Source organism: Novosphingobium sp. 32-60-15 (assembly GCF_002280675.1).
GTDB lineage: Bacteria > Pseudomonadota > Alphaproteobacteria > Sphingomonadales > Sphingomonadaceae > Novosphingobium.
Genome location: NZ_NCEN01000017.1, coordinates 19,129 through 38,095 on the forward strand (window position 1 = coordinate 19,129; position 18,967 = coordinate 38,095).

Consider the following 18,967-nt stretch of genomic DNA (forward strand, 5'->3'; position numbering starts at 1 on the left):
CGATGCGCTGCTGCGGCACCCATCGTGTTGATGGATGCCACAAACAAGGCGCGTTTCTATTACCAGCTCTTGCTGACAATCAGGCGGAAGTTGCGGCCAAACAGCGGGCGGCCGTAGATGGCTTCTGACGCATCTTGCCCGGCCAACTGGTCGGTACGCGGGTTGCCTTCGGTCAGGCCTTCGGCGTTGGTCAGGTTATCGCCCACCACCTGGAAGCGCCAGTCGCCAGTGGTCAACGTGATGTTGGCACCAAACGTCTGATAGGCAGGCAATGACGTGCGGTTGAAAAGATCGACAAAGCGTTCGCCTACAAAATCGTACCGGCCCTGCACTTCGATCCGGCTATCGCCCATATCGAATGTGAAAGTGGGGCGGATGTTGCCGAACAGCTTTGGTTCACGGATGATCTGGTTTCCGTTCACCGCGCTTGGATCTGCGCCAGCGCTGTTTTCCAGATTGCGGTACTGCGGATCGGCCACCGTGACCGATGCGGCAAGATCGAACCAATCGGTTGGCGCAAATTTGCCGTCCATTTCCACGCCCTTGGCCACAGCCTGCCCGACGAACGGCACCACTTGATCGTTGCGTCCGGTGACAGGGTTGAACGCCACGAACGATGCGTTGAACGGATCGAAGTCGGTGTAGAAACCGGTGAGGTAGATGTAAGACCGGCCGAAATCAGCCTTCACACCCGCTTCATACTGACGCGCCTGTGTCTTGACGATGTTCGGCACCGCGTTGAGCGTTACGCCAGCGCCGGGGGGCACTTGCAGGTTTGAAACGCGGCCATATGCACCAAAGCTGGGTGTGAAATCATAGCTGAGGCCGACGGTCCAGTTGGTGGCAGAGGGCTTCAGCGTGTTGGTTACGCGCTGGCCGGTGAAGCCACGTGTGTTGTCATCGGCCAAAGTACCGGGCTTGCCCAGATTGACCCCGCCCGTGCTCAAATCGGTATAGCCCGACAGTTCGATCCATTCCTTGCGGATGCCTGCGTCAAGCCGCAGGCCGGGCGTAATTTCCCATGTATCGTTGGCATAAAGCGCGATGACTTTGCCGTCTGTGTCACCATTGGTCAGCGTGGTTGCCGCGCGCAGGGTGCCGTTGTCAGTCACATAACCAAGGATCTGGCCCGCAGCATTATACGCGACAAGATCAAGCGTGCGCGGCTGGCCTGCGACCTCGATCAACATGTCCTGATAGGCCGCAAACGCTGATGTGCCATAGATCGAACCGTAAGTGCCAATCTTGATATCGTGCGTGCCAAAGCCGGTTTCGAACTTTTTGGTAACGCTAAGATCAGCCTGGGTTGAATGGAACTTGGCTTCGACCGCGCGATATTGGCCCGACATCACCAAACCGGATGCGCTGTTGGGATCATAAACCGTCGCGCCATTGGTGCCGCCGATGGCATAGCCGATGCGCGTTACCGGATTGGCGACGGTCCCGAACGCGGTGTTTGCCGCTGCAAGGAAGCCGTTGGCAAAGGTCGTTCCGGCGACGGGGTTGGTGGTGGAATAGAACGCATCAAAGCTGTTCTTGCCGCTGGTCAGGCCAAGCTTGGCAGAAACCAGAAAGCCGTCAAAATCACCATCATATTGCAGGCCCACGTTGCCAAAACGCATGTGGCGGCCATTGGCGAGATCGCGGCTGAGGTTTTCGATAGCGCCCGTGCCGGTGCGATAGGCAATGTTCAGCCCGCGCAGCGCTGGCGAGTTCATCGTGCCGGTGAAATAATCGATGAACGGGTTGAGCGATACCGACGGGTTGCGTGGATCAGAAACCGGAATTGGCAGATAAAACAGGTTCTTGTCGTTGACGTAGGTACCGGTCAGCTTGATCGAGCCATTGTCGAAATCATGCTTGAGGTTGGCGCGGATCTGGCCGCCCTTGTCGTTGGGGAAGCCGTTATCGCGATAACCATCGTGCTGGCGCAAGAAGCCACCGATGGCGAAATAGGTGTTTTCTGCCAGTTTGCCCGATTGCATCAGGTCAAGCCGGTAAAGGCCGGTATCGCCAAGCGTGATTTGCGCGCGGCCACGTGCCTGTTCGCCACCAGTTACGGTGATGTTGTTGGCGATTGCCGCAGCATTGCTGGCATAGACCGGCGCCGGACCACCGCGCACCACTTCAACGCGCTCGGTCATCAGGTCGAAGCGATTCATGCCTTCGCCCGAATTGAAAAAGTAGCCATCAATTTCATGATAGAGCGGCAGGCCGTCCTGCTGGAAAATCAGGTAGCCACGGTCGGTCGGGATGCCGCGAACGCGGGTTATGTTCTGCACTTCACCGCCGGTTGCTTCCACATGGATGCCGGGGACATTGCCCAGCAATTCAGCGTAGTTCTTTGGCGCAAGCTTGAGAACTTCGTCCTGCGAAAGCGCATTGACTGCGTATGACACGTCAAAACGGCGCTGTTCACGCGCCGAACCGGTGACGATGATCTGCTTGTCCGGATCGGCATCTGCTTCGTCTGCCGGAACTTGGCCCTGCGACGATGCTTGCGCTGCTGCGGCCAAGGTTGATTCGGCAGCATGAGCAGTTGCCGTCGCCAACGCGCTGATCGAGCAGATCAGGCCGATGAAGATGGATTTTGCATGGATAGATTTCATGGTGGACCCCTGTATTGTCTGGGGCCGCAACTATGAGGGGCGTGCGACAGTGGCGTTACTATCTGAAATAATTATGAAATATGAAAAACTCGTCGATGATCGGCGCAAGAGCCTGCACTTTATACAATTGATTGCAGATAGTGCGCGGTGATCACGCACCTGACGCCATCACGCTGCACACTGTCGCCAGAATTTCATTTAGCGAGGTAATCCCGAGGGATTGGCCATGGACTGCTTCCAGACCATCAGGCGCGCCGTCCGTTTTTGACGCTTTGCGCACCTACACCATTGGGCACGCAGGAAAAAGGAGGCGGCGAGCGTCATCTATCAGACTTATTTACGCTTTATCCGCCCACTCATAACAACGGGTGGCCAAAATGAATATGAAGCTTTTGATCGGTACAGCGCTGTCTTCGTCCCTAATGTTTGCAATACCTGCATATGGACAAGCCGAAGGCCAAGCCGATTCTGCAGTAAACAGCAGCGACACCATTGTCGTCACGGCCCAAAAATTCGAACAGAAACTTGTCGATGTTCCGATCACTATTTCAGCTGTCACGGGCGAGCGCATTCGTGAACTTGGCATTTCCGACCTTGATGAATTATCAGCATACGTTCCCGGCCTGAACATTCAGGAGCAGAGCGCCAACAATCCGGGCGTGGTCATTCGCGGGATCACGTCAGATTCCGGCTCGTCACAACAAGGCCCGCGGGTCACGCTTTACTACAACGGCGTCGATATTTCGCGCTCACGCGGGTCATATCAGGCAATCTATGATCTTGAGCGCGTGGAGGTGATCAAGGGGCCGCAAGCAACCTTGTTCGGGACCGCTTCGGCAGTCGGTGCGATCAGTCTTGTTTCGGCAAAACCACAGCCCGGCATCTCGGGGCAATTGACCGCCGGTTATGGCAATTTCAACCAGACGTTGTTAAGCGGCTTCCTCAATTCCGGCGACGAGACCATTGCCGCACGCATCGCCTTCGAATGGCGCAAGCGCGATGGTTATGTCGAAAATCTTGCCTTGAGCCAGACTGACGAACTGTATGCGCAAGACCAGCTTGGCCTGCGTCTTTCCGTCCGCTGGAAACCCAGCGACCGCGTAACCGTGGACCTGACCGGCACATATGACAGGCAGCGCAATGGCGGGACGCCGTTCATTTCGGGCACCTATGCAACGGCTTCCGGCCCTGCCAATCCGTTTGGCGATGCCAACCTTGGCGGATCGCCGCTGTCGTTGTCCGTTCTGGGCGCACCACAGCTTGGTCTTGATCGTGATGTCTATGATGCGAACCTGACGGTTGCTGTAGAACTGACCGATGAACTGACGTTCACCACGGTCAACGGCTATCGCGATTTTGACAGCCTTGAAATTTTCGACGCTGACGGATCTGCTGCTTGGTATCTGGAATTTGCCGAACTGGCACAGGGATGGCAGGCAAGCCACGAAGGCCGCTTCAGCTACCAGTCAAGCACCATTCGCGCATCAGCCGGCTGGAACGTGTTCAAGGAAGACGGCGTTCAGGCCGTGCCGTTCTCGTCCGAAGAAGGCACGTTTTTGCAATGCGCCGCCAATATCATTCCTGGCCTTGGCTGCGTCAATTCTGCAGGCGTCGTGACGGCCGCACAGGCAACATCGCTGGCCACGCGCGGCCTGTTTAGCCAGGTTCCCTATTCATCGGAATTCATCAACGGCGGCGTCAACACGGCCTATTCGGTTTTTGCCGACGCCACTTTGATCCCCACGCCATCGCTCGAAATGACTGTTGGCGCGCGTTATGTTTGGGAAGATCGCCAATCAACGTACTTCGCCCGCGTTCCGCGTCCGGCGCTGAACCCTGCTGGCTTTTCATTGATCCCCGGACAAGTGGACACAGCAGGGCAGACGTTTGTGGCGAGCGACAAATCAAACGCATTCCTGCCTCGTTTCAATGTGCTCTATCGCCTGTCTGACCGGACCAATGTGTTTGCAACGGTATCGAAGGGCCGCCGCTCGCCCGTAGTGCAGCTTTCAGCGGCGCGGATTGTGGGTGTGTCTCAGCCGAACCTGCAATTGGTGCCCGAAGAAACCGTGTGGAATTACGAAGTGGGCCTGAAGGGCGCGGCTGGTCCGGTGTCCGGTTCGATTGGTGTCTATTACCAGAAATATGATGGCTTCCAGGTGAGCGTTGTGCAGCCCGATGGCACAACACGCACACAAAGCGCGGGCACGGCGACAAACCTTGGCGTCGAGGCTGAAATCGCCATTCGCGCATCTGATTGGCTGCAAGTGTTCGGTAACGTCGGCTACATCGATGGCGGGATCGACAAGGATAACACTTTCGCTCCGACATTTTCGGGCGCACGTTTCCGCCTTCAGCCGGAATGGCAAGCGGCGGGCGGCTTTACGATCAACGCTCCAATCGGTACCGGCGCACGCTTCTTCATGACGCCAACGGTCACCTATCGCAGCAAGATCTTCTTCGAACTGCCCAACAACCCACGCACCAGCCAAGGCCCGGTGACGTTGCTCAACATTCGCGGCGGAGTTTCCTTCGCGGATGACAAGTATGAATTGTCGGCCTTCATGCGCAACGTAACCAACAAGAACTACTTGCTGGATGCAGGCAATACCGGCGGCGCGTTTGGCATTCCGACATACATTCCGGGTGAGCCGCGCTTCTTTGGCGCTGCGTTTACAGCCCGCTTCTAATCGCACACCCTTCAAGCTCGTTCGACAGGATGCCAGCACGATGACCACACAGATCAACCGCCGCAAGATGCTCTCGCTCATGGGCGCAAGCGCGACGACCGGTATGGCTATCGGGCTGGCTCCCGGCGCACAGGCCGCAACGATGTTGAAGGGCGCGCAATTTCTGCACGGCGTTGCCAGCGGTGACCCGACGCCTGACGGCGCGATAATCTGGACAAGGGCGACAGTCGCGCAGGGGGCCGTGGGTGACGTGCCTCTGATATGGTATGTTGCGCCTGCCGGTGCAACAAAGGCCGTGCGCACGGGCAAGGTTGTGGCAACGGGTGCCGCAGACCACACCGCGAAAGTGGACGTAAGCGGTCTTAAACCTGCGACCGATTACGACTATTGGTTTAGCTGCAAGAACGGCACGACATCACCCAAGGGCCGTCTGCGCACCTTGCCGGTGGGTGCAACTGAAAAGGTCGTGCTGGCACTGGTATCCTGTCAACTTTATCCCGGCGGCTTCTTCAACGCCTTTGCCGATCTTGCTGCGCAGGAACGGGTCGACGCGGTAGTCCACCTTGGCGACTATATTTATGAATATGGGGCCGAAGGGTATGGAACCGACATCGGCAAGAAGATTGGCCGCTTGCCCGATCCGGCCCATGAGATCGTTACGCTGGACGATTATCGCCGCCGCCATGCGCAAGTGAAGACCGACCCGCAAATGCAGGCCGCTCATGCGCGCGCTGCTTTCATCTGCGTCTGGGATGATCACGAAACCGCCAACGACGCATGGCTGGGCGGCGCGGAAAACCATGATCCTGCCAAGGAAGGCGATTGGCGCGCGCGCAAGGCAGCGGCGCTTCAAGCCTATTTCGAATGGATGCCGATCCGCAATCCGGCCCCCGGATCGGATCCGGCGGCGATCTATCGCAGCTTTGAATTTGGTGATCTTGCGACGTTGGCGATGGTGGAAACCCGCCTGCTGGCCCGCGATCAGCAGGTTGCGTTCAAAGGCGCTGTTCCTGATGCTGCGATGATTGGCGCGATGCTGCAACAACGTCAGGATACCAAGCGCGAGCTGCTGGGTGCAGCACAGACGCAGTGGCTGGAGGCCGTGCTTGCCCGTTCCGTCAAGGCGGGCAAAGCATGGCAATTGCTGGGCAATCAGGTTGTCATGGCGCGCGTCCCCGGCCCCGATTTGCAGCGGGCGATGGGTGAGCAAATGTTTGCTGACATGCTAGGCAAAATGCCAGAAGCCTATCGTGCCCAAATCGCGCGTTCGCAGGGTGCGTTCAAAGCGGGCATCCCGTTCAACATGGATGCATGGGACGGCTATCCAGCCGCGCGGGAACGGCTTTACGCCATGCTGCGCAAGGTGGGTGCAAATGCGATTGCTTTTGCCGGAGACAGCCACGCGGCATGGGCAAATGACCTGTATGACAATGGTGGCACGCTGATCGGCGCTGAATTCGGTGCAACGGCAATCACCAGCCCATCGTACGGCTCGCTGCTGCCGGGCCTTGGGAAGATCATCGCCGAGCAAAGCCCCGAAGTTGCCTTCTGCGATCAGGACCGCAAAGGTTATACGATGGTCACTTTGACGCGCGAGGCCGTCACTGCAGAGTTCGTGACAGTCTCTACCGTTCTGTCGCAGGACTATACCAGAGCGGTTGCCGCGCGTTACACCCGAACTGCAAAATCAAACATCCCGCTGCAACGAGGTGATGCGTAAAACGCAAGCCTCCAAGCATCGCGGCCATGGTCAGTTCTTGCCGGCAAGTTCGCCCGGCTTGAGTGTTTTGACCAGATTGCAGAAGGACAGCACTGCCAGATATTCAAGCTCGGGCATGCGCTTTTCGAACGGTTTTTCGTAGCCTGCAAAGATGGTCATGCCCTCCATCGAGGCAGAGATGAACAGCGCGACAATCTCGCATTCGGAGTCAGATAGATCGGGGCGCATTTCCCGGACAATCCCCAAGATCGGCGCGCGGGCACGGACATACAGATCCTGAACGCGTTCAAGTACGAACTGGTCATGGTTTGACAGCGCCCACAATTCAGGAAAAAAACGCGTCGTCTTCTTGGACCGGATGTCGTCCAGCAAGAGCATGCACAAGCGCCGCAAGCGTTCCTCGGCGGGCACGCCGGGCATGATCATGATCGTCTCGAATTCGCTCTCGTAACTACTGATGACAGCTTCCATCAGCTCGCGCACAAGATCTTCACGGCTGCGGTAATGGTACGTCAGGTTGCCGAATTTCATGCCGCATGTTGCAGCGACTCGGCGCATCGACATCGCCTTGTAGCCATGCTCGATCAGGATCGACAAAGCCGTGCGCAGGATCAGCTCACGGGTTTCATGGCCCTTGGTATAGCCACCTTCACGATCGGGAAAGATCATGTCGGTGACATACTTCGGAACCCTATCGTATTGATTCATATATTCATTTCCCTTGCTTGACGGGCAATATGCCACGCCGCTAAAAACTTGTCACTCGACAAATTTAGGTCACTTGACAGTTTTGTGTCTAGTTTGACATGATCGGGATGCAAGTCAGCACACGGTTGCTGCATGCAAGGGAGGTACCGGATGAAGTTGTTTGCGCTGGCTTTGGCACTATCTGCATCCGGCTCGGCGCTTGCTGCTGCTCCTGCGGCGGAAGCCAGTTTTCCAAAGCCGCTTCCCGATGAACCCATTCCGGTGATCGAAACGCTTCCTGCACAATGGCCTGCGTCATGGGTAATGGTGCACGATCTGCACTTCGGCTCCATCCTTGATGGACGGGTGATGATTGTTGACACGGCATCGCCCGAACGGCCGGTGCGCGGTATGGTTCGCGCGGCGCAGTTTGCCAACATGCTGGTCTCATCCAGCCGCAAGGAAATCCTGACATCCGAGACGTTCTATTCCCGCCTGACGCGGGGTGAGCGGACCGATGCGGTGACGATCTGGGACATGGGCACGCTGGAGCCCAAGGCCGAAATCCTGATGCCGGGTGGCAAGCGCCAGCAATCGGTTACCTATCCGCAGTTGTTCCAGTTTACCAATGGCGGCAAGTGGGCGCTAGTGGCGAATTTCACGCCTGCACAATCGGTTAGTGTTCTCGATCTGGATGCGCGCAAGATCATTGCCGAGATTGATCTGCCCGGCTGTGCGCAGCTTTATCCCACCGGCCAGCGCGGTTTTACCAGCCTTTGCGCCGATGGTGCGATGCTGTCGGTCAAGCTTGGCGCGGACGGTCAGGCGGTGTCATCGAAAACCATCGAAGGCGTGCAGGACATCGACAAGCAACCGCTGTTCGGCACGCCTGCATGGGTTGGCCAGAAGGCATGGTTCGTGAGCTATTACGGCCAGATCCAGGGCTTCGATTTTACAGGCGACGTTGCCAAGACCATCCCCGGCACGTTCAACGTGGGCACGGCAGAGGGCGCTGCGCCGCAATGGCGACCGGGCGGATGGCAAGTCATTGCCGCCGATGCTGCCGGAAAACTTTACATACTGATGAGCCCCAACGGTCGCGAGGGTAGCCACAAAGATGGCGGTACTGAAGTTTGGGTGGTTGATCCTGCCACCAAAACGCGTGTGTCGCGTATCGCCTTGCGCGCCACGGCAACCGCCATTGGCGTGACGAAGGAAGCCACACCACGGCTGATTGCGGCACGTACCGATGGGGTGATTGACGTGCATGATGTGGCAAGTGGTGCATTTTTGCGCACGCTTGGCACAGCGGGCGGTGAAAGCCCCATCCTGATTACGGTGCCGTGAAATGATGGAAATTTCCACTTTTCTGGCATTGCTGCTGGCAGGCTCTGCCCTGCACAAAGTCATCGCGCGTGACCGTCTGGCACAGGTCGCGGCAAAGCTCGCTGGCGTACGTGGCCAAGGCCTGCTGCTGCTGATCGTTGCCGGCACGTTCGAGCTGGTCGCGGCACTGTGCCTGATGATCGCACCGTTGCATCAGACCGGAGCCTTGCTGGCCGCCGTTGTGTGGCTTGCCTATGCCGCGGCGTTGCGGCGCCGGCGCGGCGAGACACTGGATTGCGGATGCGATCTGGTGGCGCGGGAAAAGCCGGTAGACTGGCCCCTGATTGCACGGCCTGCCGCGCTCGCCATGCTGGCACTTATCATTTCCACCCTGCCGGTGGCGGCATTCGGTGTTGCAACGCCATTCGCCGCCGCCGGACTTTTAGCGCTTTATCTCGCCGGGTCGGAACTCCTCGCCATTCCCCATCCTCGCTGGAGGAAATCATCATGCTGACATCCCAGATCCTGTTGTGGACCGCCGTGATCGTGCAAGCGCTGCTGATCGCCGCCCTCGCCCGCCAAGTCGGCATCCTTCACGAACGCATAGCCCCGGCCGGCGCGCTGACGCTGCACCAGAACGTCAACGTGGGCGAAGTCGCCTCGCCCATGACTGTTACGACCATCGATGGCGCGCCTATTGAAATCGGCGGCAAGCGCGATGGACGCAGCCAGTTGCTGTTTTTCGCATCGCCCGATTGCCCGGTCTGCAAGTCCTTGCTGCCCGTCGTCCGTTCTGCTGCAACGGCTGAAGCCGACTGGCTGGACATCGTGATCGCCGGAGACGGATCGAAAGCGGATTACCAGCGCCTCATCGGGCAGCACGGCCTGAACGGCATACCAACCGTTCTGTCAGAGGCGCTTGGCCGCGCATTCGGCGTGTCGAAGCTGCCCTATGCAGTGCTGCTGGACGAGGCTGGCCGCGTCGCATCGCTGGGCTTGGTCAACAGCCGCGAACATCTGGAAAGCTTGTTCGAAGCCAAGGAACGCGGCGTCGCCTCGATCCAGGATTTCCTCTCGCGCCGCAACAAGGAGGCCTGAGCAATGGCCGGATTTGACAAATGGACCGAGCGCCTTTCACGCGGCGTTGCCCGCCGCACATCGCGCCGCAGCACGCTGGCCTGGTTGGGAGCGGCAATCACCGGCGCGGCCACCATACCCGTACTACCGGTGGCCCGCGCGGCAAGCGGTTCACCGCACGGCGGCGGCGGGGCTGCAAATGCGCCGCTGGTTTCAACCAATCCGCAAGATCCCGGTGACCAGACATCGTGCGATTACTGGCGGTACTGCGCCATCGACGGGTTCTTGTGTTCATGCTGTGGCGGATCGGCCAGCACTTGCCCGCCGGGCACGGAAATGTCGCCAATCACATGGATCGGGACGTGCACCAATCCTGCCGACAACCGCGCCTATGTCATCAGCTATAATGACTGCTGTGGCACTTCATCGTGCGGACAATGCCTGTGCAACCGCAATGAAGGCGATCGCCCGCAAGTGCGGCCGCAATCAAATAACGATTATAACTGGTGTCTGGGGACACAAAGCAGCGTTTACAACTGCTCCACAGCGATCATCGTCGGCGTGGCGCTGGATCAGCCCAAGTGAAGGCGCTGCTTGGCATCATCCCGGCGATGGCCGTTATGGCGTTGGCCCTGCCTGCTGCTGCTGCGCCGGACGGGGCAACCATCTATGGCCGCTGCGCCGCATGCCACACCAAAACCGGGGCTGGCGTTCCCGGCGCATTTCCGCCGCTGGGTGCCGATTTCCGCGCCCTTGCCGCAAAGGCTGACGGGCGGCGCTTCCTTTCGCTGGCCGTTGTGCGTGGCTTGTCCGGCCCTATGACGGTTGACGGCAAAGCCTATCGCGGCGTCATGCCCGCACAGATGCTGGATGATGCTTCGACGGCTGCCGTGCTTAACCACGTCGGCACACAAATCGCCAAGACAGGCCCCGCGTTCAAGCCGTTCACCACAAAGGAGGTGGAAGGACACCGGTCTTCAGGCGCAAGTCTTACTGCCGCCGATGTTGCCAAACTTCATGCCCAGGTCGGCGGCAAATGAAGTTCACAACGCCCGGTATAGCCATGCTGTTTGCCCTGTTGATGGCAGCAGCAGGCGTCCGGGCGGGCGAAGTGCAAATGCGCGGGGTCAGCAACCCGCAGCAGGCGCGGATCGATTACATCCTGAAATGTCAGGGATGCCACAGGCCTGATGGCGGGGGAGACGATCGGTCAAACCCGCCGATCAAAAACGAAGTGGCGCGCTTTCTTGGCGTTCCGGGCGGGCGCGAATTCCTTGCGCGGGTGCCAGGTGTTTCCACTGTCGATCTTGATGACACGCGGTTGGCGAACCTCGTCAACTGGACGCTTTACACGTTTGATCCGGCCCACATGCCCGCAGACTTCAGGCCCTATAGCCCTGAAGAAATAGGACATCTGCGCCGTCATCCCCTTCGCCTCGAACGCGCCGAAACAAGAGCGCGGCTGGTGAAAGGCTTTTCGCAGGACAGAGCAAAAACACACTCACCCTAAAAATTGGGAGATACATGATGAGGGAACGTCTTTTCCGCGGAACTGCGCTGGCTGGGGTAACCATAGCATCCGCATTTCACCTGACACCTGCGATGGCGCAAGACGCCAAAGCGGAAAACGTCATACCCGAAGGCGAAATTGTGGTCACCGCAGCCAAGCGGTCTGAAAGCCTGCAAGCAGTGCCGATTTCGGTTTCAGCGATCAGCGGCGATACTTTGGCCAAATCACGCGTTAGCAGCGTCGACAGTCTGGTGACGAAAGTTGCGAACCTGCAACTGACGTCGATTGTGGGCGACAATACGCCGATCTTCGCTTTGCGCGGCGTTTCGATGTCGGATTACAGCCTTAACCAGTCCAGCCCTGTCGCCACCTATTATGACGAAGTTTACAAGGGCAATTTCGCGTTCCTTGGCGTGACGATGTACGATCTGGAACGTGTGGAAGTGCTGCGCGGACCGCAGGGCACGCTTTATGGCAAGAACACCACTGGCGGCGCGGTAAACATCATTGCGCGGGGTGCAAAGCTTGGTGAAACAAGCGGTTACATCAACGCAGGCTATGGCAATTATGACCGCGTTGATCTGAACGCTGCGTTCAACGTGCCTTTGGGTGAAAAGGCCGCCCTGCGCATAGCGGGAACTTATGCCCGTGCGGATGGCTGGTTCAAGAACGTTGTTCCGGGCAAACCCGATCTCGCATCGACCGATGAATACGCCATCCGGGGCACGCTGAACTTTGAAGCCAGCGAAAGCGTGCGCTTTGTTTTGCGCGCATCGACCAGCTATCAGAACCCGCAGAATTACGGCATTTATGCCCAGCCCGAAGCGGTCAACCGCCCCGGCCTTGGCCGCCGCGAGATTGCTTCGAACATTGATACCAAGCGTCAGGCGCGGACCTATTCCGTAGCGTTGACCAGCACGTTCGACATCTCCGATGCCTTGGCGATCACCAGCATCACCGCGTGGGACAAGGGCAACCTGTTCTTCTATGAGGACACTGACGGCACTGCTTCGGAACTGCTGGAAATCCCCTATACCGACCGCGCCACCCAGTTTGCACAGGACTTGCGCCTGACCAGCGACACCGGCGGCCCGTTCGACTTCATCCTTGGTGCCTATTTCCATCGCGAAAAAGTGTTTAACGAAACCACCTTCGAGATCGGAAAAGACATAGATTCCGATGGCTTGGCAGGCATAACCGCCAACGATTGTGCGGTCGGTCTGCCGCTGGCCTGTCTGTTCCGCAACAACTTCACCCAGGTGAAGAAAAGCTATGCGATCTATTCCGATGTGAAATACGCGTTGTCCGATGCGGTCACATTGCGTGGTGGTTTGCGCTATACGCATGATACCGGCGAACAGACCGACTTCAAATCAGACGCATTGGGCGTGGACGGCTCACTGATCGCCAACCTGATCCCGCTTTCGGCGCTCAAGTATTCGCAAGACAATCTGTCGGGCAAGATCGGTGTCGATTTCAAGCTGTCTGACGGCAATCTGATCTATGCCAATGTCAGCCGTGGCTATCGCGCACCAAGCTTCAACGCGCAGGCGTTTTTCGATCCATCGGAGTTGTCTGTCGCCAAAGCCGAGGAAGTCACCGCTTATGAACTGGGTGCCAAGACGCAGTTCCTTGATCGCCGGATCACATTGAACCTTGCCGGTTTCTATTACGATTACCGCAACCAGCAGTTCATCAACATCGATCCCAATACAGCCGCGCAAACGCTGCTCAACATACCCAAATCGCGCATTTACGGCGGTGAAGCGGAACTGACGATCCGGGCGAGCGACAAGCTGACCATCCACAGCGGCATGGGCATTCTGGCCACCAAGATCCAGCAAGGCATTGTCAGCGGCAACAACGTGGCGGGCAACCGCTTGTCGAATGCACCAAGCCTGACGTTCAATACGACAGTGGACTTGACGGTGTTTGACGGAGACATGGGCCAGCTATCGATCCACCCGGATTTTTCTTACCAGACCAGCCAGTTCTTCGAAGTGCTGAACATTCCCCGTTTGCGGCAAACGTCTTATGCGATTGTGGGCGGGCATATCGATTGGGAAAGCGCAAACGGACGCTTCAGCGCATCGATCTGGGGCAAGAACTTGTCAGACAAGTTCTACTTCACTTCCCGCGTTGATCTGCTTGCCGGTTTTGGATTTGATTACAACCACATCGGCAACCCGCGCACATATGGCATCACGGTTGGCGCAAAGTTCTGACGCATTCCAATGAAGACCGACCAAAGAGCGGTCAGGAGAGGATTATGACGGATTACAAGCTGCTCATTGGCGGGGCGCTCGTCGCGGGCGACATGACAATGGACGTAATCAACCCCGCCACAGGGGAGCCGTTCGCAACGGCTCCCCGCGCTTCGGTGGCACAGGCTGATGCCGCGATTGCTGCGGCAAAGGCGGCGGTGCCGGGTTGGGCAGCAGTGCCTTGGGCCGAACGGCAAGCAAAGCTGATCGAACTGGCCGATGCGATTGCTGCACGCAAAGACGAAATCGCGCGCGTGTTAACGATGGAACAGGGCAAGCCCTTGGCCGAGGCCCAGGGCGAACTGGCGTGGACCGATGGCTATTTGCGCCATTATGCTACGCTGGAATTGCCCGATCGCATCATTCAGGACGATGAGGCCGGATATATCGCGGTCAAACACCGGCCCTTGGGCGTGGTGGTGGGCATCATCGCATGGAATTTCCCGCTGCTGGTGGCTTGCTGGAAGATCGGCCCTGCGGTTCTGGCTGGCAATGCCATCGTGCTGAAACCTGCGCCGACAACACCGCTGTGCGCGCTGATCCTTGGCGAGATTTGCCGCGATGTGTTCCCGGCAGGCGTCGTCAACGTGATTGCCGATGCCAATGATCTTGGCCCCCACCTGACCGCGCATCCTGATGTGGCCAAAGTAGGCTTCACCGGATCGACCGCCACCGGCAAACGGATCGCCGCCAGCGGCGCAGACACGCTGAAACGCGTGACGCTGGAACTGGGCGGAAATGATCCGGCGATTGTGCTGGAAGATGTGGACGTGCGCGAAACGGCGCAAGCCATTTTCGGCAATGCTTTCCTGAACAACGGACAAGTCTGCCTTGCGATCAAGCGCGCCTATGTCCACGCCGATATCTATGACGCAATGTGCGGCGAACTGGCGCGACTGGCGCAAGCCGCCGTGGTGGACGACGGGTTGCAGCAAGGCACCCAGATCGGCCCCATCCAGAACAAGGCGCAGTTCGAAAAGGTCAAAGGCTTTCTTGAAGCAGCGCGTGCCGAGGGCACGATTGTGGCGGGCGGTCAGGCGATGGAACGGGCGGGCTATTTCATTAGCCCCACCATCGTGCGCGATGTGACCGATGGTGACCGGATCGTTGACGAAGAACAGTTCGGGCCAATCCTGCCACTGGTGAAGTTTGACGATGTCGAGGACGTAATCACCCGCGCCAATGCATCGGAATACGGGCTTGGCGGCTCGGTCTGGTCAAAGGACATCGGCCGTGCCGCAGAGATCGCCGCGCGGATTGAAAGCGGACAGGTTTGGGTGAACCAACATATCGCCATCGGCCCGCACATCCCCATGGCGGGATTCAAGAACAGCGGTCTAGGGGTTGAACAATCGGTCGAAGGGCTGGCTGAATATACCCAGACCCAGGTGGTGAATATCAAACGATGACCCAGCTTTCCTATGCCAAAGGCCCGGTGGACGAGCCGCTTCTCGAAAAGACCATCGGGCAGGCCTTGCGTGATGCCGGCGCGATGTGGGCGACGGAACTTGCGCTCTCATCACGCCATCAGGGCATTCGCTGGACATGGGCTGAACTTGATGCCGAAGTTGACCGTGTTGCCACAGGCCTTCTGGACATGGGTATCGCCAAGGGGGACCGGGTGGGCATATGGGCGCCCAATTGCGCCGAATGGACGGTGTTGCAGTTTGCCACGGCGCGCATCGGCGCAATCCTTGTCACCATCAACCCTGCCTATCGCACCAGTGAGGTGGAGTATGCGCTGAACAAGGTGGGCTGCACCGTTCTGGTCACTGCTGCGCGGTTCAAGACAAGCGATTACATTGCGATGCTGCGCGAATTGGGTGCCGAAAAGCTGCCTATGTTGCGCAGCATAATCGTGCTTGGCAAGGAGCGGTTTGAGGGTTTTGAGCCGTGGCAAAGCTTGCGCGGACCAGCCGATCATGCGCGTATTTCAGCTGCTGAAGCCGATCTTAAACCCTCTGACAAGATCAACATCCAGTTCACCAGCGGCACGACCGGCTTTCCAAAGGGCGCAACGCTGACGCACCGCAATATCCTGAACAACGGCCACTTCACCGCGCGCACCATCAAGCTGGGTGTAAAGGACCGCATCTGCATTCCGGTGCCGTTGTACCACTGCTTCGGCATGGTTCTAGGCAATCTTGCCGCGCTGACCAGTGGCGCGGCCATGGTTTATCCCGGCGAATCCTTTGAGCCTAAGGCGGCGCTGGAAGCGGTTGCTGCCGAAGGCTGCACGGCGCTCTATGGCGTGCCCACGATGTTCATTACCATGCTTAACCAGCCGGATCTCGACAGGTTTGACGTATCCACCTTGCGTACCGGGATAATGGCCGGATCGCCATGCCCTGTATCGACGATGCGGCAGGTCATGGATCGCCTGAACATGACACAAGTGACCATCGGTTATGGCATGACAGAAACCAGCCCGCTGACCACGCAGACCGCAACAGACGATCCGCTGGAGGAACGCGTAGGCACCGTGGGCCGTATCCACCCCCATGCCGAGGCCAGGATCATCGGCCCCGATGGCGAGACGCTGCCGATTGGCCAGCAGGGCGAATATTGTTCGCGGGGATATGCGGTTATGCCCGGCTACTGGGATGATCCGGAAAAGACCGCAGAAGCCATCGATGCCGATGGCTGGATGCATTCCGGCGATCTCGCGACGATGGACGCCAATGGATATGTGCGGATAACAGGCCGTATCAAGGACATGATCATTCGCGGCGGCGAAAACATTTACCCCCGCGAAATCGAAGAGTTCCTGCTCACGCATCCTGCGGTGCAAGACGCGCAAGTGTTTGGCGTGGCCGATGAAAAGTTCGGCGAGGAAGTGTGCGCATGGATCATTCCAAAACTCGACAGCGCCATGACCCCGGACATCATCCTGGCACACTGCAAAGGCCGGATCGCCCATTACAAGGTGCCGCGCCACGTCCGCATTGTTCAAAGCTTTGAAATGACTGTAACTGGCAAGGCGCAAAAATTTGCAATGCGCCAGATTATGGAGGCCGACCTTTTATCAACCTTCAGAACATGATGGTGTCCTGCATTCAATGACGTGAATAGCGTCCACGAGGCATGAGGTCCGGAACAAGGTCTTGGCCTTTTATGTCAAGCGTCATCACTTCGAAAGGTGGTTTGATAACCTGTTGCAGATCGGCATGCACAGTCTGTACGCCTTTGGCCAAGGGCGCGATGGCCAAGGTTTCTGAACGCGATACAGGGGCGGGCATGGCCAGAGCCAGTTGAACAACCGACGCGCCTGTACGCAAGGGGGCAAAGGCCCAACCGCCCCGCCCTGTCTCTGCGGCTTCGTGATGCCCGTCATCATAGATGAACGTCACGCCGACACGCGAAAGCCGCATTTCACGGGCCGGATCGCCCACCACAACCGCGATGCCGCCTTGCCAGTCGGAGGCTGGAATTGCGGCCCAATAGTCTTCCATCGGCAGTGCGCAGGCGGCGGGCATGGTCGGTGATCCGATTTGCGGCATGGCAATATCGGCAGCGCCATAGGCTTGCTCCATTTCATAGTGTGCGTTGTGCCAGGCAGACATGGCCGTATTGGCCGCCTCGCGCGCTGCATCGGTTGCATCGCTCTCCACTGCTTTGGCCGCCGCTTGTGTTGCGGCATCCCGCGCGGCTTCGGCCACAACTTTTGCCTGTTCCGCTTTGGCAATCTCTGCAGGGCCCGGATTGGCCCGATCATCAGTAGCAAAAGCAGGCGCGGAAGCTGCCGACGCAATGTTCCAAGGACACAGTGCCGACACCGCGGCTTCGCGTTTCAAGCGTGCTTTTTCGCGCATAAAGCGCTCGGCATCGCTGTCCCACTCAAGCCGCTCATCTGCGCGAAAGATGGGCGTGCCAGCGGATGGCAGGTCAGCCAGAAGTGTTACCGTCTTGCCCTTGCGGCCCCAGCGACCGGAGGCAACCTCGTCTACTGCGCCATAGCTTATGTACCAGTCAAAGCGCCCGTCCGCCTTTAACCGCAGTTCGGAACCTGTCTCCATCACGCCCGACAAGTAATACTGCCCGACGAGCGCGGCATCGGGTTTGCCATCCGGCGCGGGTTTATCAGCCAGCAGCTGTTCTACAGCATCAATCAGGTGACAGCTTTTGCCCGTCACAGTTTCGCCTACAGCGCTGACATCAAGGATATGGCCGTCACCATCCTCACGGTAACTGGCGATCAATTCTGCCTGCAATTGTGGATTGCCTTGGCGCAACACCCGCAAATCGCCCAGCAGATCGCCAGCGCCGACAGCGTTGTGCAAAACATAACGCGTGCTGCCCACATCGCAGCGTTCAAGGATAAGTTGGCCTTGCTGTTCAACGATCATTCCGATGAATATATCGCCGACAGGTTCGGTTTGGGCGTTGGCGGCGTTGGACAAAAGGAGGCCGGCCGCCAGAAAAACACAGCGCTTGGCGCTCTGCCTTGCAGTTGTACGATTGTGCTTGAACATGGCACCGCATTAGCATCAGACAAAATGCAGACAATGCCGAAGCAAGAGTTTGTAGCACGATGTTTTCAGCCAGAATGTTTTGCCAAGTTTTGGCGCTGAACGCAGGTTTGGTTCCAAGTCTTTATGCCTCAACCGCCGCGGCACAACAGTTTACGACCCCGCGCACAGGGTCAATCGAGCGCACGCAGATCCTTGACGCAATCCGGCCCGCGCCAGATTCAAAAATCCGATTTGTTGTTCACAGCTTGCGCGTCATCAAAGGCAAAAGCGCAACTTTTGCCTTTGCTGCGGTTGAACCGTCGAAACAGGAATACGACGGCGGCGAGTATATCTTGCAGCGTGATAGCGCAAAAAGCGCTACCCGTTGGCGCGTGATCTGGGCGGTGACGGGCGGCGGAGCGAATGCCTGCGCCGACATTGCGGCCTATTATAATTCTGCAACGCAGCATCTGGCAAAAGTCGGCATTGCGGTTGATACTTTGAAACCCCGACACACCAGCGAAGCAAAACGCCTCGCAGCCTCGGCATTCGCTGATGAAGATTGCTGGTCGGTGGGTGATCTGGGGCCTGATATTGCCGTGCCCGACAAATAATTGCCTGTATTTATCGTAG

General features: G+C 58.1%; 15 protein-coding genes. 12 read left to right on the forward strand and 3 right to left on the reverse strand.

Translation table 11 applies throughout. The features are described 5' to 3' along the window. Positions 1-59: 59 nt before the first annotated feature. Complete coding sequence (locus B7Y89_RS12385; RefSeq protein ID WP_292938814.1) at positions 60-2,609, reverse strand: TonB-dependent receptor; 2,550 nt, start codon at positions 2,607-2,609, stop codon at positions 60-62. A 377-nt stretch (positions 2,610-2,986) separates the two neighbouring features. Here B7Y89_RS12385 and B7Y89_RS12390 point away from each other — a divergent pair, with 377 nt between their 5' ends. Continuing rightward, positions 2,987-5,299 carry a TonB-dependent receptor gene (locus B7Y89_RS12390; RefSeq protein WP_292938815.1) on the forward strand — a complete coding sequence of 771 codons (2,313 nt, stop codon included), beginning with the start codon at positions 2,987-2,989 and terminating at the stop codon, positions 5,297-5,299. A 40-nt stretch (positions 5,300-5,339) separates the two neighbouring features. Beyond that, the gene (locus B7Y89_RS12395; RefSeq protein WP_292938816.1) at positions 5,340-7,019 is read left to right on the forward strand and encodes an alkaline phosphatase D family protein; all 1,680 of its coding nucleotides are present in this window, start codon (positions 5,340-5,342) and stop codon (positions 7,017-7,019) included. Between the two features lie 30 nt (positions 7,020-7,049). Here B7Y89_RS12395 and B7Y89_RS12400 read toward each other — a convergent pair whose 3' ends face one another. Further along, complete coding sequence (locus tag B7Y89_RS12400) at positions 7,050-7,727, reverse strand: TetR/AcrR family transcriptional regulator (protein WP_292938817.1); 678 nt, start codon at positions 7,725-7,727, stop codon at positions 7,050-7,052. Between the two features lie 150 nt (positions 7,728-7,877). Here B7Y89_RS12400 and B7Y89_RS12405 point away from each other — a divergent pair, with 150 nt between their 5' ends. The 9 genes from B7Y89_RS12405 to B7Y89_RS12445 are packed head-to-tail and all read left to right on the forward strand — an operon-like array spanning position 7,878 to position 16,926. Beyond that, positions 7,878-9,053: an amine dehydrogenase large subunit gene (locus B7Y89_RS12405; RefSeq protein WP_292938818.1), complete on the forward strand. Its 1,176-nt coding sequence runs from the start codon at positions 7,878-7,880 to the stop codon at positions 9,051-9,053. 1 nt (position 9,054) lies between these two features. Then, positions 9,055-9,546 carry a MauE/DoxX family redox-associated membrane protein gene (locus tag B7Y89_RS12410; RefSeq protein ID WP_292938819.1) on the forward strand — a complete coding sequence of 164 codons (492 nt, stop codon included), beginning with the start codon at positions 9,055-9,057 and terminating at the stop codon, positions 9,544-9,546. Beyond that, a complete protein-coding gene (locus B7Y89_RS12415) occupies positions 9,540-10,130 on the forward strand; it encodes a methylamine dehydrogenase (RefSeq protein ID WP_292938820.1) in 591 nt (196 codons plus the stop codon). Before B7Y89_RS12410 ends, B7Y89_RS12415 begins: the two co-directional genes overlap by 7 nt. Positions 10,131-10,133: 3 nt before the next feature. Further along, positions 10,134-10,694 (forward strand): methylamine dehydrogenase light chain, encoded by a 561-nt coding sequence (locus B7Y89_RS12420; protein WP_292938821.1) that lies wholly within the window; start codon positions 10,134-10,136, stop codon positions 10,692-10,694. Continuing rightward, entirely contained in the window at positions 10,691-11,149 is a 459-nt protein-coding gene (locus tag B7Y89_RS12425) for a c-type cytochrome (protein ID WP_292938822.1), read from the forward strand. The genes B7Y89_RS12420 and B7Y89_RS12425 overlap by 4 nt, the downstream gene beginning before the upstream one ends. Further along, the gene (locus B7Y89_RS12430; RefSeq protein ID WP_292938823.1) at positions 11,146-11,619 is read left to right on the forward strand and encodes a cytochrome C; all 474 of its coding nucleotides are present in this window, start codon (positions 11,146-11,148) and stop codon (positions 11,617-11,619) included. The genes B7Y89_RS12425 and B7Y89_RS12430 overlap by 4 nt, the downstream gene beginning before the upstream one ends. Before the next feature lie 17 nt (positions 11,620-11,636). Further along, positions 11,637-13,844: a TonB-dependent receptor gene (locus B7Y89_RS12435; RefSeq protein ID WP_292938824.1), complete on the forward strand. Its 2,208-nt coding sequence runs from the start codon at positions 11,637-11,639 to the stop codon at positions 13,842-13,844. A gap of 44 nt (positions 13,845-13,888) precedes the next feature. Next, positions 13,889-15,292, forward strand: coding sequence for an aldehyde dehydrogenase family protein (locus tag B7Y89_RS12440; RefSeq protein WP_292938825.1), 1,404 nt, complete (start codon positions 13,889-13,891; stop codon positions 15,290-15,292). Continuing rightward, complete coding sequence (locus B7Y89_RS12445; RefSeq protein ID WP_292938826.1) at positions 15,289-16,926, forward strand: AMP-binding protein; 1,638 nt, start codon at positions 15,289-15,291, stop codon at positions 16,924-16,926. The genes B7Y89_RS12440 and B7Y89_RS12445 overlap by 4 nt, the downstream gene beginning before the upstream one ends. Before the next feature lie 13 nt (positions 16,927-16,939). Here the strand turns inward: B7Y89_RS12445 and B7Y89_RS12450 are convergent, their stop codons facing one another. Next, complete coding sequence (locus B7Y89_RS12450; protein ID WP_292938827.1) at positions 16,940-18,283, reverse strand: hypothetical protein; 1,344 nt, start codon at positions 18,281-18,283, stop codon at positions 16,940-16,942. Positions 18,284-18,600: 317 nt separating this feature from the next. On the opposite strand from B7Y89_RS12450, the gene B7Y89_RS12455 reads away from it, so the two are divergent. Continuing rightward, complete coding sequence (locus tag B7Y89_RS12455; protein WP_292938828.1) at positions 18,601-18,948, forward strand: hypothetical protein; 348 nt, start codon at positions 18,601-18,603, stop codon at positions 18,946-18,948. Positions 18,949-18,967: the final 19 nt, after the last annotated feature.

What these genes read in the sequence shown, in the direction of transcription:
- B7Y89_RS12440 (WP_292938825.1), top strand. Translation starts at nt 13,889, where the DNA reads ATGACGGATTACAAGCTGCTCATTGGCGGGGCGCTCGTCGCGGGCGAC.
- B7Y89_RS12395 (WP_292938816.1), top strand. Translation starts at nt 5,340, where the DNA reads ATGACCACACAGATCAACCGCCGCAAGATGCTCTCGCTCATGGGCGCA.
- B7Y89_RS12410 (WP_292938819.1), top strand. Translation starts at nt 9,055, where the DNA reads ATGATGGAAATTTCCACTTTTCTGGCATTGCTGCTGGCAGGCTCTGCC.
- B7Y89_RS12445 (WP_292938826.1), top strand. Translation starts at nt 15,289, where the DNA reads ATGACCCAGCTTTCCTATGCCAAAGGCCCGGTGGACGAGCCGCTTCTC.
- B7Y89_RS12420 (WP_292938821.1), top strand. Translation starts at nt 10,134, where the DNA reads ATGGCCGGATTTGACAAATGGACCGAGCGCCTTTCACGCGGCGTTGCC.
- B7Y89_RS12385 (WP_292938814.1), bottom strand. Translation starts at nt 2,609, where the DNA reads ATGAAATCTATCCATGCAAAATCCATCTTCATCGGCCTGATCTGCTCG.
- B7Y89_RS12435 (WP_292938824.1), top strand. Translation starts at nt 11,637, where the DNA reads ATGAGGGAACGTCTTTTCCGCGGAACTGCGCTGGCTGGGGTAACCATA.
- B7Y89_RS12415 (WP_292938820.1), top strand. Translation starts at nt 9,540, where the DNA reads ATGCTGACATCCCAGATCCTGTTGTGGACCGCCGTGATCGTGCAAGCG.
- B7Y89_RS12390 (WP_292938815.1), top strand. Translation starts at nt 2,987, where the DNA reads ATGAATATGAAGCTTTTGATCGGTACAGCGCTGTCTTCGTCCCTAATG.
- B7Y89_RS12400 (WP_292938817.1), bottom strand. Translation starts at nt 7,727, where the DNA reads ATGAATCAATACGATAGGGTTCCGAAGTATGTCACCGACATGATCTTT.
- B7Y89_RS12430 (WP_292938823.1), top strand. Translation starts at nt 11,146, where the DNA reads ATGAAGTTCACAACGCCCGGTATAGCCATGCTGTTTGCCCTGTTGATG.
- B7Y89_RS12405 (WP_292938818.1), top strand. Translation starts at nt 7,878, where the DNA reads ATGAAGTTGTTTGCGCTGGCTTTGGCACTATCTGCATCCGGCTCGGCG.